The organism is Neokomagataea anthophila (assembly GCF_018122595.1).
In the GTDB taxonomy this organism is placed as follows: Bacteria; Pseudomonadota; Alphaproteobacteria; order Acetobacterales; family Acetobacteraceae; genus Gluconobacter; species Gluconobacter anthophilus.
This window is the reverse complement of the sequence record NZ_JAGRQH010000011.1, coordinates 21,370-36,331: the sequence shown is the minus strand read 5'-3', so window position 1 is coordinate 36,331 and position 14,962 is coordinate 21,370. Positions and strand designations below refer to the sequence as shown.

Genomic DNA, 14,962 nt, shown 5'->3' with positions numbered 1-14,962 from the left:
GGCCGTAGGTTCAAATCCTACCCCCGCAACCATCTCTCAATAAAATCTCTTTACCGCCTTCAACCGCACGGATCACTCCGATCCCATGCGGATGCACGCGTCGGGGCAACTGGCAATAACGCTCAACGTTATGTGTGCCTGTATCCGTATCCCATGTGACAATGACACGATCAATCAGGCTGGCGGATCGCCTCTGTGGCCTCCAGACGAATACTCGGGTCGTTGAGCGATGTCACCCCAAGGTGGATACCGTCGAGGCGTACACAGCGGCGAGGTTATCAGGAAGGGGGCGGCTGTTTCCAGTGGGGCTGAATCTGTAAAAAATTATAAGCACGATCGTGAATGGACGTTGTCAGATAAGGAGCGCATGCTGAGTCACTCTGTGACAGTAAGGAAAATATACCATGGCCGCGGATAAGACGATTGCAGAAGGACGACGTGCAGCAGGGTTTCAAATAGTGTCGAGCCGTGTTGCGTATAGTAACCCTTGGACGGCTGTGCAGGAGGATGTGATTATCCACCCGAATGGTAAGCAGGGTTTATATGGGGTGGTAGACCGCTCTGAATTTGTAGTGATTCTGCCGTTGCATAAGGATGGGCGCGTGACTCTCATTCAGCAATTTCGTTATCCCGTGGGAGAGCGGATGTGGGAATTGCCTATGGGGTGCTGGGAAACAAAAGAGAACGTTGATCCCGGCGAGTTGGCTTTAGGCGAATTGCGCGAAGAGACCGGTTTGCGTGCGGGTGAAATGATTCATGCGGGCACGATGTATCAAGGGGCCGGATATTCGAATCAGAAAGGGCAGGTTTATCTTGCGCGCGATCTAACGCGAGGAGAAACGGATCTGGAAGAGACGGAGCAAGATATTACGGCGCATGACATGCCTTTGGCAGAGTTTGAGGCGATGATTGCGCGCGGCGAGGTCAAGTGCATGGTGAGCGTGGCGGCTTACGCTATGATCAAGGCACGCGGGTTGTTGTAACCCGCGTTATAGAAGATTTTTTAAGCAATATGGTTGAGGAATACGACGGTTGAGCCGCCACCTTCGACGATGTCTTTAATGGCATTGTTGAAGGTTTTTCCATGCTCAGTTGCCATATGGGCGGCAAAAGCAGCATCGTCTTTATAGGTTTCTTCGACATGGAAGAGATCTGGGTTTTCCGTGAGTGTATAGACCACAAAGCGCTCACAGCCAGGCTCGCCACGTACATGGGTAGCAAGGTCTGTGAGTAGGGCTTGAAGTGTATCCCGGTGGCCGGGGAGGGCTGTCATGGTGGCGTAGAGAGATTTGGTCATGAGGGGGTGAACCTTTTAGGAAGGGATTTCTTACTTTTACAGCGCTCAATATTTGTAGAGATCAAGTGCTTTCAAGACTGGTCTCGGTGACGTGATCTTGGAGATGTCACAGGGCGAAGGGTTGGTCATCTTGGAGAGGGCTGGTATGGGGCAAGGATGACAATTTTACCGCCGCCCTCCGAGAGATCTTCGCCGCAACAGGCCATAGACGTGTCGTCTAACGGGGCATTATCGTGGCGGTTTGTACTGCGTTTGGTGTTGAGTATTGCGGCGATCTTGCTGTGTGTTGCTCTGTTGCAAAGACTGCCGTTTGTGCATCGGTTATTGGCCAGTGCCCCGCATTGGCGGGAAACACCTTATGCGATGGGGTGGTTTTTGCTCTTAGCCGTACCTTATAGCGCGTTGGGTTTGCCACGGCAGGCTTTGTGCATGGCGGCCGGTTTGGCCTTTGGTGTGTGGGATGGGGTTGGGCTGGCATCTTTGGCTTATGTGTGTGGTGCGCTGTTAGCTTATGGATGGGCGCGTTTACTGGCCCCAACGAAAGCGCGTCATGGATTACGGGTGCGGCTGGATCAGCGCTATAAAACGGTGGTGCGTATTTTGAACCGTCAGCCTTTTGGCGCGGTATTGATGTTGCGGTTGATGCCGGTGGGTTCAGCTGTGTTGGTGTCTTTGGCGTCTGGTTTGTTTGAAGTGCCTGTTGTGCCTTTTGCTCTGGCAACGGGGCTGGGTGGATTGCCGCAGACCGTTGTGTTTGCCTTGGTGGGTGGTGGTACGCAGTTGGGGCACTGGGCGCAGTTGCTGCTGGCAGGTGCGTTATTTGTGTTGTCTGGGGTTTTGGGTGTGGTGTTGCTGCGTTATGGCGCACGCGATGATGGTGCAGCCTTGTAAGAGAGGCGTGTGGCGCAACGTGGCGCTGCGATGGGGCGTTTACCCTGAAGATTTTGAATATGAAGGAGAATGCTATGGCTGGCCGTGTCAAAAGGCTTGAGCGGGGCGATGCTATTCCGGCGTGGCTTCCGTTATTGTTGGGTGCTTTGACGGCGGTTGGGCCTGTTTCTACCGATGTATATTTGCCTGCAATGCCACAGATGGAGCATGAGCTGCATGGTGCGCCAGGGTCTGGCAGCTTGACGATGGCGGCGTGGGTGCTGGGGTTGGCGATTGGTCAGATTAGTATGGGGCCGCTATCGGATCGGTTCGGACGAAAATTACCTCTGCTCGTGGGTATGGCTGGTTACACGATTGGTGAGATTGGCTGTGCGCTCTCTACCGATATGACTGTGATGTGCGTCTGGCGTGTGTTTGCGGCGATTATGGCATCGGCGGGGTTGGTGGTGCCGAATGCGTGTATTCGTGATTTGACGGTTGGGGATGCATCATCCCGGTTAATGTCACGTCTCACTGTTATTCAGGGAGCGGTGCCTATTCTTGCACCGATGCTAGGCGGTCTTGCTCTGCATTATGTTGATTGGCGCATGATTTTCTGGGCCACTGTAGTTTTCGGTGCTGTGTGTACGGTTTTGGTGGCGGTGTGCTTTCCTGAGACCCTCTCTCCGTCATTGCGAGGTGATTTGCGGCCCGATTTGTTGGTGCGTCGTTATGGAGCGATTTTGCGCTCCCCGAGCTTTACGAGTCATGCGTTGATTTGGGGCTGTTTGGGTATTGTAACCTTCACATATTTGAGCGCCGCGCCAGAATTGTTTGAAGGGCGCTTTGGGATGAATCCGGCGCATTATGGCATGTTGTTTGGGTTGTTTGCGGTGGGGTCTATCGGGGCTTCTGCGGTAAATGGTGCGCTGGTGGGGCGTGTGCGTGGTGCACGTTTGATGATGGGGGCGTTGATCTGCGCTTTAATCGGGTGTGGTGCGTCCTTGGCAATTGGACTTGCGGCGGAGCATGGTGCTGTGGCGGGGGCGTATCCTGCGGTGTTGTTGGTGCCGATGATTGCTGCTTTGTTTTTTAGTCTGGCGCCAGTGGGGATTGCGGGGCCGAACGCGATGGCAACAGCACTTTCGGCGCAAGAAGGGCAAGCGGGGTCAGCGGCAGCGTTGGCGGGAACGATACAATATATTTGTGGGGCATCGGCCTCTGCGCTCTTTGGTTTATGTGCGCATTGGGTTGGTGTGTCTCTCGCGCTCTTTTTATTGGGTGCGTATGCTGTCGCCGCTATTTTGGCTCTGTGGGGTCATAGAGCGCAAAAGGGGCAAGTATCGTGAGTACTGTGTTGTCTGTGTGTTTGGTGGAAGATGATCCATCTATCGCTTTGGTTGTCACGACGATTTTGAAGCGTGAGGGGTGGATTGTGTGGCACGTATCTTCTGCTGAGGCGGCGCGGGCTGGATTTGCTGAGCGTGCGGCTGAGGGAGAAGTGGTGTCTCTGATGATTACCGACCGTAATCTTGATGGTGAAGAGACCGGTGAAGACCTCGCACGGACATTACGGGTGGCGTATCCTTCTCTCGCGGTTGTGGTGATTTCGGGCGATTACGATGTTTCGGCCGTATTGAGTGATGGTGTTGTGCAATTGCCGAAACCTTTTCGGAAAGCAGCGCTTTTGGAGGCTGTGACGTCTGCTCAGGCGGCGATTTCATAGAAGAACGTGAGTTCTTACTTGAGTTAAGCAGGCGGGTCCCCTAGAGCAATAAGCCGATTTTCCAAAACGAGGCCCGTGGGCGGTCGCTTAAGGTATCGCTCTGGCGATGTCTGGGCGGTCTGCGGCCGATGATAGAAAGGTCCGTCCATGTCATTCCAAGAGCCTGCACCGCTGGATCTTAAAAAATATATCCGTGAAATCCCTGATTTCCCGAAACCGGGTATCCTGTTTTATGACATCTCAACGCTGATCCGCTCGGCAGAAGCGTGGCAAGTGGCGACGGGCCGTTTGGCGCGTTTGATTGGGACGTGGAAGCCTGATTTGTTGGCAGGTATTGAAAGCCGTGGTTTCTTGACAGCAGCACCAATTGCACAGCGTTTGGGCACGGGTTTCACCATGCTGCGTAAGCCGGGCAAGCTGCCGGGTGAGACGATTTCTTTGAAATATGGTCTCGAATATGGTGAGGACGAACTCCATATTCAGAAGGACGCGATTGTACCGGGTCAACGCGTTGTTGTGCTCGATGATTTGTTGGCAACGGGTGGTACGCTGGCGGCATCTGTTGAATTGCTGCGCAAAGCGGGCGCTGAAGTTGTCGGTGCGAGTGTGATGATTGAACTGACCGCGCTGAAAGGCCGTGATAAGCTGGATGTGCCGGTAAATTCGCTCATTTCTTACGACGATTGATACAGTAATACTCTGGAGTGCGTAGGGTGGTGGCTGACATGAAAACACTTTGGCAGACACGCTATCGGCAAGAACCTGCGGTGACCTTGCCGGATAATCCAGTTCTACGCACTTTGATGACGCATCATTCGGTGCGTCATTATCTGCCGCTGCCTTTGCCTGAAGGGGCGTTGGAAGTGGGTATTGCGGCAGCATCGTCTGCCGCGACATCAAGCAATTTACAGACATGGTCTGTGGTTGTGGTGGAAGATGCGCAGACACGCGCACGTTTGGCTGAGTTATCGGGCGGGCAGAAGCATATTGCTGTGGCGCCTGTTTTTCTGGCGTGGGTGGTCGATTTATCGCGTTTGGAGCGGATTGCGCAGCAGAGTGGCCTTTCGGCTGAAGCGTTGGATTTTGAAGAAACCTTCTTGATGGCAACGTTGGACGCGGGCATTGCCGCACAAAATGCGGTGGTTGCGTTTGAGTCCATGGGCTTAGGGACGGTGTATATTGGCGGTTTGCGGAACCATCCTGAAGAGGTGGCGGCGTTATTAGGCTTGCCGCCGCGCTGTGTGGCTGTGGTTGGGCTCTGTGTTGGACAACCGGATCCCGGGCATCAGAACGGTTTTAAACCACGTTTGGGGCAGGATGCTGTGTTGCATCGTGAGCGTTATAATACGGCAGATGCAGACGCAATTGCCGATTATGATAAGCGGGCTGATGCCTATCAGCGGGAGCAAGGTTTACCGTCCCGGCGTTGGTCCGTAACGGTTTCTGAGCGTATGGAGACGTTACGCGGTTTGGGGGGGCGGCATGTGATTCGCTCTGTGTTGAATCGTTTGGGTTTTCCTCTGAAATAAAGCGGCACCGGCATAGTGATGGTGGGCTATGTGAGCCTGTGTATGTAGCGCTTTACGTTTGCGCTTAATGCATGGGCTTTTTATGTTTCTGCGAAAATTATTTATTCTGTGCAGTATTGGGTCATAGGCGTTGGTATTCCCCGATCTTCCTATTGTTGACGTTCTCTCTCCGTTTAAGGCTGTTTTGGCACGGGGGCAGAATGTTGTTTTGGTCGCGCCGCCCGGTGCTGGTAAAACGACAGTAGCGCCTTTGGTCTTGCGTGATGCTGATTGGTTGGGAGAACAGAAGATCCTGCTGGTTGAGCCGCGACGTGTGGCAGTGCGTAATGCGGCCTATCGTATGGCGTCTTCTCTAGGAGAAAAGGCCGGAGAGACGGTTGGCTTTCGGACGCGGACAGATTCAGCTGTTTCAGCGGTAACGCGTATCGAGGTGGTGACGGAAGGTCTTTTGCTCCGGCGTTTGTTGGCAGACCCTTTACTGGAAGGGGTCGGGGTTGTTTTATTTGACGAAGTGCATGAGCGGTCTTTGGACTTGGATGCGGCTCTTGCCTGTTGTTTGGATATACAAAGGACATTGCGGCCGGAATTACGGCTTGTAGCGATGTCGGCCACCCCGGATGGGCGTGCATTTACGGATTTGTTGCAGGCCGAGTTGATTGAGAGTGAAGGGCGGCAATATCCCATTGATGTGCGCTATACGCGCGATGTGCTGCATCCGCGTGATTTACCTGCGGCTTGTGCGCAGGCTGTCCGGCAAGTTTGGGCAGAAGAGGACGGTGATATTTTGGTCTTCCTACCGGGTGTAGGAGAAATTCGCCGTACGCAGTGTTTGTTAGAGGGGCTTCCGGTTTTCCCATTGCATGGAGAACAGGACACGGCCGAGCAGGATTTGGCTCTGGCGGCTTCTTCTGTGCGGCGTGTTGTGTTGGCGACCTCGATTGCAGAAACGTCAGTAACGGTTGCGGGTGTACGGATTGTTATTGATGGTGGGGTGCGGCGTGCGCCACGATTAGATCCAAATACGGGCCTGTCTCGTTTGGAGACGCTGCGTATTTCACGCGCTACGGCGACGCAACGTGCAGGGCGTGCGGGAAGGCAAGCGCCGGGTGTGGCGGTGCGGTTATGGTCTGAGGCTACGCAGCGGGGGTTGCGGCCGCAGGATATGCCCGAAATTTTGGTCGCAGATTTGACAGATTTCGCTTTGGTTGCGGCGGCGTGGCACGAGGCGATGGGCACGCCTGTTGAGGCTTTGCCATTGCTGGATGCTCCGCCTGTGGGGGTACTCGCCGCAGGTGCAGCATTATTGCGTGATCTTGGGGCTGTGGATGATGCTGGAAAGATTACAGCTTTAGGGCAGCGTATGGCCTCTTTGGGGACGCATCCGCGTTTGGCTGCGATGTTATGTGCTGCGCGGAATCGTGCGGAACGCGTCACAGCTGCCTATTTGGCAGCGCTGTTGGAAGAGCGTGACCCGTTACGGGCCCGGCCAAATGCTACGCCAGTGCCGGGAGAGCGGCATGTGGGTGTGGATATTCGGGCACGCTTGGCGCTTTTAGATCCAGCTATGGGCGAGAAAGCGGGCGGTTTTGGTGTACGTATGATTAGGCTGTCCGCGCGACGTTTTCTGCGCCGCATGGGGGAGCGGGATGAACGTTTATCGCCAGATAGCGCTTGTGCAGGAGCCTTGATTGCTGCGGGTTTTCCGGATCGTGTGGCGCAGGCGGCTGGAGCCTTAGGGCGTTTTCGTTTGGCGGGTGGTGGTAGCGCCCGTTTGTCCGTGTCAGATGATCTGGCGCGTGAAAAATTGTTGGCTGCGGCCTCTTTTCATACACGCACGGCCACAGAAATTACTTTGGCGGCTCCATTGAATGGACAGGATTTGCCAAAATCTCTGTTAGACCGTGCTGTGGAGCAGGTTGAGACGAGCGTTGATGGAGCGTCTGGTCGGATTATTGCACGGCGGCGTTTGCGTCTTGGTGCGCTCGTTTTGCGTGACCGTAATACAGAGATTACGCCGGATGAAGCGCAGGCTATGCTTTTGCAACAGGTGGCGGCTGATCCGATGCGGTGTCTACAGTGGAATGATGCTGTACGGCAATTTCAGGCGCGTGTTTCTTGGGCGCGTGCGCATGGAGCTGAGCATGTGCCGGACGTGTCTGATGCGGCTTTATGCGCGGATTTGGGGTGGTTGGAGCCTTATTTGGCGGGAATGGATCGGCTGACGCAGGTAAAAGAAATTGATATTTTGTCTGTTGTGCGTGCGTTGCTTCCCTATGATGTTATGCAGTGGTTGGATCGTGTTTTGCCCGCACGGTTGGCGTTAAAGAAAACGACGTATGAGATTGATTACACAGCGCCTGTTCCAACGGTGTCTGCACGTGCCCAAGCTTTTTACGGAACCAATGCGCTGCCGTTATTAATGGATGGGCGTGTGAAGTTGCAGTGCGCCTTGTTGTCGCCAGCAGGGCGGCCTCAGGCCATTACGAGTGATTTGTCAGGTTTTTGGGCAGGAGCTTGGGCGGATATGCGCCGGGATATGCGGGGCCGTTATCCGAAACATGAGTGGCCTGAGAATCCGAGTAATGTTTCTTTAAAATGACAAAGACGTTAAAATAAAATTAAAAATCGTTATTATTTAGATAAATAAGTTAAAATTACTATCTTTGAAATAGTTCCTGTAACGAGTTTTTTATTTTATTAAAATTATTGACACATTTTGAAAAATGGTGTGTTGGTAATGTGTTGATTGGTTGTTTGTGTGTATTTATATGCTTTGAATTTATGATTAATAGATCAATTTGGTCTTAATTTATTGTTTAAACGGTATATGCACAAAATTTTCATAGGATTTAACGATGTATTCTGGATCATTTTTCACTAATTCTGGTTCTGTTTATAATGTTATTGAAAATGATGATTGGTGTGAGGATAGCTTTACCGTTCAGGTTATAAACGCTAACGGAAAGGTACTTTATAATGACGTGCCAGACGGCGTTGTCTCAGACAATAATGATATAAATGATATCGGTGGGCCGGGTAGCGTTTACGTCAGTCTCCCAGGCTCTACGGGAGCCATCAACTTGCTCGCTGGTGGGGAGACCTTCTTCATTGGCGGGAATACTCATATTAATTTAGGGGGAGATATTGGCTCTTCCACTGTAATTAATGTTGTTGGCGGTAATGTAACATATAGTGGATTTTTTGATTTTATTTCGCGCCTGACGGTTAATTTGAGTGATGGTGGTTCGTTTCGAACGGGTTATGGACTTTTTTCAGCTTGTAGTAATACGGCTGTTCAATTTGGTAACGGCGGCGGAACCCTTGTTATTAATGGCGGGCAAGATCTAATTGATTTGCACCGTACGGCTATTCTTAATTACAATCCGAGCAACTCTATTATTGAATTGCAGAATACCGTTAAGCCGATCACATCCTATACGATTGAGAATTTTAAAAATTCAACAGTGCGCGTTACGTTGTATGGTGGCGGTAAGGTTTTAGGGCTTTATGTTGCGCAGTTAGCGAAGGGGGTAACCCTTGCGTCGGGGCGCTATGATACGTCAAAAAGTGCTAATAATCCGCTGAAAATTTTCTACGCTGACGGCAATACGTATATTCGCACGTGCTTCTTGGCTGGAGCATCTATTGAGACAATGGATGGATTAAAGGCAGTTGAGGATATTTCGATTGGTGACCTTGTAACGGCGTATGACCTAGAGGGCCGTGCTGAGGGGCGGGTGGTTCAATGGGTGGGGCAGCGTCAAGCACGTATTGATGCTGGCCTGCCTGATGATGAAGCGGGATATCCTGTACGTATTGTGAAGGATGGTATTGCTCCGGGTGTTCCATCGGATGATCTGTTGGTGACGTCTGAGCATTGCATGTTGCTGGATGGCGTATTTGTTCCTGTGCGTATGTTGGTGAATGGTCGAACTATTTCCTATGATCGTTCAGTTGTTTCTTATCAATATTATCATATTGAAACGGAAAATCATGCGATTATCCGTGCGAATGGTGCTTTGACAGAAAGCTATTTGAATACAGGGAACCGGAATAGTTTTACGCAATGTGGTCATGTGGTGAGTATTGGCGGCAGTCCAGTAAAAAGCTGGGAGCAGGATGCTGCGGCTCCGTTGGCTAGTGATATGGAACGGGTTGAGCCATTATTCCGCGCTTTAGAGCAACGAGCGGATGCGTTGGGTTTTGCGCGGGTTCCTGCAGTCCCGGTGACGCAGGATGCGGAATTGATGCTGCGTACAAACACAGGTCAGACATTTGAAGTGCTGCGCTGTGTTGAGGATAGTGTGTTTTTCCGTTTGCCTTCCGGTGTATCTTTTGTGGAGTTGCTTTCTCGTACGTCTCGGCCTTGTGATTATGTAGGCCCGTTCTGTGATGATCGTCGTTCTTTGGGGGTCGCGGTGGCGGGAATTATGCTGCACGGGCTGGAGGGGAAGAGCGATTTGTCAGCGTATCGTACGGATGTTGAGTGTCCGGGTTGGCATGCGTGTGAGCATTCAGAGGTGCGGTGGACTTCCGGTGCTGCACGCATTGATCTGCCATCTAAGATGCAAGATGGTATCTGGGCGTTAGAAGTGAAAATTGCCGCTTCTGGCCCTTACCTCGTAGAAGAGGTGACGCGTGATCAGCAGGTTGTTGGGCTGTAAAGCGTTATTTTGTGAACTGAGGGCGTTTTTTTTCGTGCCCTCAGGGAGCATCTTTTGTTTTTTCGAGAAGAGCGAAGAAACGAGTTTTGTGAATCTTGAAAACTGTGTGTTACGGTCAGCAGATGAACAACACGTTGCTTGAATGTCTGTGAACCGCGCTTTTCTTTCCGCCTTTATTGGGGGAGCAACTGCTACCGTTGTCACTTTGGCAGCGGTACTTGCATTTGATCACGCACGACTTGGGAGTCATTCTCAGTCTTCTGTGTCTGTATCAAAAAAAGACATGGCGTCTTCTGCACCATCAACCACACCGGCGCTTCCTTCTTCTGTTGGTGAGCAGCCTGTGGCTGGGGAAAGCACAGACGCTCAGGGGATTCCGATTCAGCCAGCGGCACCGGATGCGGCGTCTGCTCTTCCGCCTTTGCTGGTTAAATATGGTCCGCTGACATTTGCGCCATTGGTTCGCCAAGTGATTCCGGCGGTTGTGAATATTGCAACAACCCAATCATCCTCAGATGGGCACGATCATACGCCTCCGCAAATCCGAGGGACACCGCTGGAAAAGCGGTATCATGATAAAATGAAGCGTGCTTCTGAAGAAATGGTGGGGGCCGGGTCGGGGTTCATTGTTGACCCTACGGGGATTATTGTGACGAACCGCCATGTTGTTGGTGATAATGGCCGTGTTGTGGTGTCGTTATCAAATGGGTTGGAGCTTCCCGCTCATTTGTTGGGGGCTGATCCGTTGACCGATATTGCGGTGATTAAGGTGGATAGTCCTGAACCTCTGCCTTATGTCACGTGGGGGGATTCGCGACAGACGGATATTGGAGATTGGATACTGGTTGCAGGTAACCCTTTTGGGTTTGGGTCATCTGTAACGGCAGGTATTGTTTCTGCTGTAGGGCGAGATCTGGGAATTGGGTCTCTGGATGATTTTATCCAATTGGATGCGCCGATTAATCCGGGTAACTCGGGCGGGCCAGCCTTTAATATGCGTGGGCAGGTTGTAGCCATTAATGCTGCAATTGTTACCCCTGCAGGTGGATCTGTGGGGATCGGTTTTGGCATACCCTCTGAAATCGTTGCGCCGATTGTATCAGAAATTGAACGTACTGGTCATGCAGAGCATGGGTGGCTAGGAATTACGCTGAATGACAGCGATACGAATGTGGGTATTGCGAGTGTAGATGTGGGGGGGCCGGCCCAGAAAAGTGGTCTTCAGGGGGGGGACATTGTGCGGCAGGTTGATGGTACTGCTGTGAGCAGCGCGCGGATGTTGCTCCGTAGCATTGCGGCAGCTCGCCCTGGAACCGACCTTACGTTTGTTGTACGGCGTGGGCATGGTGATTTAAATCTTGTTGTGCATATTGGTGCTCGGCCGACTGAGGCGGATGATTGATCTGCTGTGTTAAGGCCTTATGGTGATATTTCCAGTTGTTAGGGAAGTGAAAGAGCTATGCGTATCCTTCTGGTCGAGGACGATGTTACGGTCCGCGCCTTTGTGCTGAAAGGGCTACGTGAGGCCGGGCATGTCGTTGATGAGGCGGATAATGGCAAAGATGGTTTATTCTTGGCTGTCAGTGAAAGCTACGATGTACTGATTTTGGACCGTATGTTGCCGGGCGGCATAGATGGTGTTCGGATTCTAGAAACATTGCGAGCACAAAATAATGCGACGCCTGTTCTGTTGTTGTCTGCGTTGGCCGATGTGGATGATCGTGTCGCGGGGTTAAAGGCGGGTGGCGATGATTATGTCACGAAGCCTTTTGCATTTTCTGAGTTGATGGCGCGTGTTGAGGCGTTAGGGCGGCGCGGTCGCTCTGAAGTTGTGCCGCAGACGCGTTTGACTGTTGCTGATTTGGAAATGGATTTGCTGGCACGCACGGTCAAGCGCGGGGGAGAGAAGATTGACCTTCAGCCGCGTGAATTCCGTTTGTTGGAGTTTTTGGTGCGGCATGCCGGTCAGGTTGTGACACGGACCATGCTGCTTGAGCGGGTTTGGGATTATCATTTTGACCCGCAGACCAATGTTATTGACGTGCATGTTTCACGGTTGCGGCAGAAAGTGGATAAGCCGTTTTCTCATGCTTTGATTCATACAATCCGTAATGCGGGTTATATCTTGCGCGCGGATTGATGGCTTAGGCGGGATGCGTGTGATTCAGCTTTTGTTGAGGTATGTTAAGCCCCGTTGGCCCGTGCGGTCTGCGGGGTTAAATTTTGCGTTGGCTTATGGGTCGGTCTTTGTTCTGTCGGCTGGTTTGTTTCTGTCGTTTATTTGGTGGAATACTACAGGGCAGATAGAGCGGCGTGTGGAAGCGGCGGTGCAAGTTGATGCACATGATTTAGAGCAGCGTGTGCAACGTGGCGGGACGGCTCGTCTTGTGACGGCGATTCAGGATCGACTGGATCATAATGTTGAAGATGATGCTCTGTATTTACTGGTTGGCCCGACAGGGCGGCGGTATGCGGGAAATTTACCTGGCTGGCCAGCGGCGGTTTCTGGCACTGAGCATTTTTATGAACTGACGATACAGCGTGACAGTTTTCGAACACGGGCAAAAATGCATGCGTATATTTTGCCCGGTGGATGTGGGTTGATTGTAGGCCGGGATATTCGCGGGCGGGAGCTGATACGGCACGTGCTGATGGACACGCTTATTTGGGCGTGGATCATGGTGTCTCTTTTGGCGGCTGGTGGTGCGTTGGTGATGCGGGGTATTTTTCGGCAGGTTGTCGGATCTATCGCGCGGACGACGGCAGCAGTTGCGCGGGGGGATTTAAGCCGTCGTATGCCTTTGACGGGAAATGAAACAGATTCGATTAGCCAAACAGTCAATGAAATGTTGGAACGTATTGACCGTTTGATGGGTGGTGTGCGGCAGGTTTCGAATGCGATTGCACATGATTTACGGACGCCTATCACGCGGGCACGGGCGCGTTTGGAAGAAGCAAGTTTGACCGCGACGTCAGAGGATTCTTTGCGTTCTGCGGTAGATCGGGCTGTGGTCGATCTGGATCATGTGACGTCTATTTTTGAGGCCTTACTGCGTATTGCGCAATTAGAGGCCGGGACGCGCCGTGCAGCATTTACAGAGTTGGCTGTACCGCCTTTGTTAGAGGGGTTGGCTGAATTGTATGAAGCCAGTGCGGAAGAGGCATCGTTACAGTTGACCCTGCGGGTAGATGCTGTGCGCCCTGTTCATGGGGATAGGCATTTATTGCAGCAGGCTGTTGCGAATTTACTCGATAATGCCATCAAGTTTGCACCGATCGGTACTGAGGTCGTGGTGCATGCAGGGATGGTGGGGCATGATGTTTTTATTGCGGTGATGGATGCTGGCCCGGGGATGAGCCCGGATGATATGGCGCGGGCATCAGAGCGGTTTTTTAGGGCAGAGGCGGCACGTAATACACCGGGTTCAGGCTTAGGGCTATCGCTCGTTCAGGCGGTGGTTGCTTTGCATAATGGGCGTATGGTTCTGCAGGATCGGAAACCCGGTTTAGGTGTGACGTTATACATTCCATCTTTAGGTGATGGGGCTGAGCCGGTATGGGATGGGCCAATTGTATGACGGAAGTTTCATGCTGCGCTCATCTTACGGTGAGGCAGGTGAATGTAGGCTTCTGGCCTACTGTCCAGTATTGCAAGCGCTGTTTGATGTCCGTGTCATGGGGCGCGCAGATGGCTGAAATGGATAAGCCATGAAGCATGCTCTTATGTTTTGTTTTTGTTCGATAAGTATGATGGGCAGTCCTGTAGTTCTTGCACAAGATGCGCATGTGGTGAATCTCGTACAGGTAGAGACGGCTGCGCACAGCGATGATGGGCGTGTGATGGGCCGTTTTATGCAGGCTAATCCGCATCATGGTGATGGTGTGATTTCCGTTACAACGGATAGTCCAGAATATTGTGCACAATTGGTCTCAAATGTGGATGCGATTATCGCGGAGCCTCATGGCGTTTTGGTTGGGGCGATGGAAGATGCGCGGCGTTTGCGGGCTCATGGCGTGAAATTGTGCCAAAATGGCCATCTTCGTGCCGGAATTGAGCGTTTACGTCGTGCGCTTGTGCTTTTGGAACATAGTCAGGATCACTCATGATGTATTCGCGTTTTGCTCTTGGTGCCGTTTGCGTATCCGGTTTGTTTTATGGATTTTTGGGGCATGCTCAGGCGGCCGTGGTGCAGGATCACGATATGACGACGCTGAATTTCTCCATTACCAATGACGTCCGTGCACCCGCTACACGACTGACGGCACATTTGTATGCACGTGCTGAGAATGCTTCCCCAATGGGTGCACAAAAAGCGTTAAACGCATCAATTGCAACGGCCATGAAGTTGGTGTCGGGGCAAACTGGTGTGGATGCCAAGGCGGGAAGTTACACCATTGATGATGAGACGCCGGAACATGGTCACACGCGTTGGATTGCGCGTCAGGATGTCACGCTGAGCGGTGAAGATGCTGGGCGTATTTTAGAGTTGGCTGGCGCATTGCAGGCGCAGGGCTTGATGCTGGATGGTACCGATTGGTCACTCGATCCGGCTTCTCGTGAAGCATTGTTGAAGAAAGCGCGTTTGGAAGCGTTGGAGAAGGTTCGACCACAGGCGGAAGAAAATGCAAAGGCGCTGGGCTTGAAGCTTCTTCGGTTGAATGATGTGCGGATTAATACAGGGTATGAAGGTGTACGCCCGATGATGGCGTCTTTGAGCTTGCGGAGTGCGCCGATGGCACCGCCACAGTCTAGCCGCGAGGAGCAGGTCGTGTCTGCGACTGTTGAGGTTCAGGCGGAGCTTGGGCAGTAAGATTATAGAGGCATATTGTGGTGGCGGGTGTCCTTATGGGTACCCGCCTTTTGCATGAATGTAGC

Annotated in this window: 14 protein-coding genes; 13 read left to right on the top strand and 1 reads right to left on the bottom strand. The window is 52.3% G+C overall.

Going from position 1 to position 14,962, the window contains the following annotated elements; translation table 11 throughout:
* Positions 1-404 precede the first annotated feature (404 nt).
* The gene (locus KB213_RS11295; RefSeq protein WP_211683198.1) at positions 405-983 is read left to right on the top strand and encodes an NUDIX domain-containing protein; all 579 of its coding nucleotides are present in this window, start codon (positions 405-407) and stop codon (positions 981-983) included.
* Between the two features lie 20 nt (positions 984-1,003).
* Here KB213_RS11295 and KB213_RS11290 read toward each other — a convergent pair whose 3' ends face one another.
* Positions 1,004-1,297 (bottom strand): putative quinol monooxygenase, encoded by a 294-nt coding sequence (locus KB213_RS11290; RefSeq protein ID WP_211683196.1) that lies wholly within the window; start codon positions 1,295-1,297, stop codon positions 1,004-1,006.
* 210 nt (positions 1,298-1,507) lie between these two features.
* Here KB213_RS11290 and KB213_RS11285 point away from each other — a divergent pair, with 210 nt between their 5' ends.
* The 12 genes from KB213_RS11285 (at position 1,508) to KB213_RS11230 (ending at position 14,897) form a co-directional block, all read left to right on the top strand.
* Positions 1,508-2,188 carry a TVP38/TMEM64 family protein gene (locus tag KB213_RS11285; protein ID WP_346266713.1) on the top strand — a complete coding sequence of 227 codons (681 nt, stop codon included), beginning with the start codon at positions 1,508-1,510 and terminating at the stop codon, positions 2,186-2,188.
* A gap of 74 nt (positions 2,189-2,262) precedes the next feature.
* Positions 2,263-3,516: a multidrug effflux MFS transporter gene (locus KB213_RS11280; RefSeq protein ID WP_249110538.1), complete on the top strand. Its 1,254-nt coding sequence runs from the start codon at positions 2,263-2,265 to the stop codon at positions 3,514-3,516.
* Positions 3,513-3,893: a response regulator gene (locus KB213_RS11275; protein ID WP_346266712.1), complete on the top strand. Its 381-nt coding sequence runs from the start codon at positions 3,513-3,515 to the stop codon at positions 3,891-3,893. The genes KB213_RS11280 and KB213_RS11275 overlap by 4 nt, the downstream gene beginning before the upstream one ends.
* Before the next feature lie 147 nt (positions 3,894-4,040).
* Positions 4,041-4,580, top strand: coding sequence for an adenine phosphoribosyltransferase (locus tag KB213_RS11270; RefSeq protein WP_068171124.1), 540 nt, complete (start codon positions 4,041-4,043; stop codon positions 4,578-4,580).
* A 38-nt stretch (positions 4,581-4,618) separates the two neighbouring features.
* On the top strand, positions 4,619-5,422 hold the full coding sequence (locus KB213_RS11265; RefSeq protein ID WP_249110537.1) for a nitroreductase family protein: 804 nt from the start codon (positions 4,619-4,621) through the stop codon (positions 5,420-5,422).
* A 130-nt stretch (positions 5,423-5,552) separates the two neighbouring features.
* Positions 5,553-8,021: an ATP-dependent helicase HrpB gene (hrpB, locus tag KB213_RS11260; protein WP_211683188.1), complete on the top strand. Its 2,469-nt coding sequence runs from the start codon at positions 5,553-5,555 to the stop codon at positions 8,019-8,021.
* Positions 8,022-8,277: 256 nt separating this feature from the next.
* Positions 8,278-10,086 (top strand): Hint domain-containing protein, encoded by a 1,809-nt coding sequence (locus KB213_RS11255; RefSeq protein WP_211683186.1) that lies wholly within the window; start codon positions 8,278-8,280, stop codon positions 10,084-10,086.
* Between the two features lie 148 nt (positions 10,087-10,234).
* Complete coding sequence (locus tag KB213_RS11250; protein WP_211683210.1) at positions 10,235-11,488, top strand: S1C family serine protease; 1,254 nt, start codon at positions 10,235-10,237, stop codon at positions 11,486-11,488.
* 57 nt (positions 11,489-11,545) lie between these two features.
* Positions 11,546-12,226, top strand: a complete 681-nt coding sequence (locus KB213_RS11245; RefSeq protein ID WP_211683185.1) for a winged helix-turn-helix domain-containing protein — start codon at positions 11,546-11,548, stop codon at positions 12,224-12,226.
* Complete coding sequence (locus KB213_RS11240) at positions 12,198-13,664, top strand: sensor histidine kinase (RefSeq protein WP_249110535.1); 1,467 nt, start codon at positions 12,198-12,200, stop codon at positions 13,662-13,664. The genes KB213_RS11245 and KB213_RS11240 overlap by 29 nt, the downstream gene beginning before the upstream one ends.
* Positions 13,665-13,794: 130 nt before the next feature.
* Complete coding sequence (locus tag KB213_RS11235) at positions 13,795-14,193, top strand: hypothetical protein (protein WP_211683183.1); 399 nt, start codon at positions 13,795-13,797, stop codon at positions 14,191-14,193.
* Positions 14,190-14,897, top strand: coding sequence for an SIMPL domain-containing protein (locus tag KB213_RS11230; RefSeq protein WP_249110534.1), 708 nt, complete (start codon positions 14,190-14,192; stop codon positions 14,895-14,897). Before KB213_RS11235 ends, KB213_RS11230 begins: the two co-directional genes overlap by 4 nt.
* Positions 14,898-14,962: the final 65 nt, after the last annotated feature.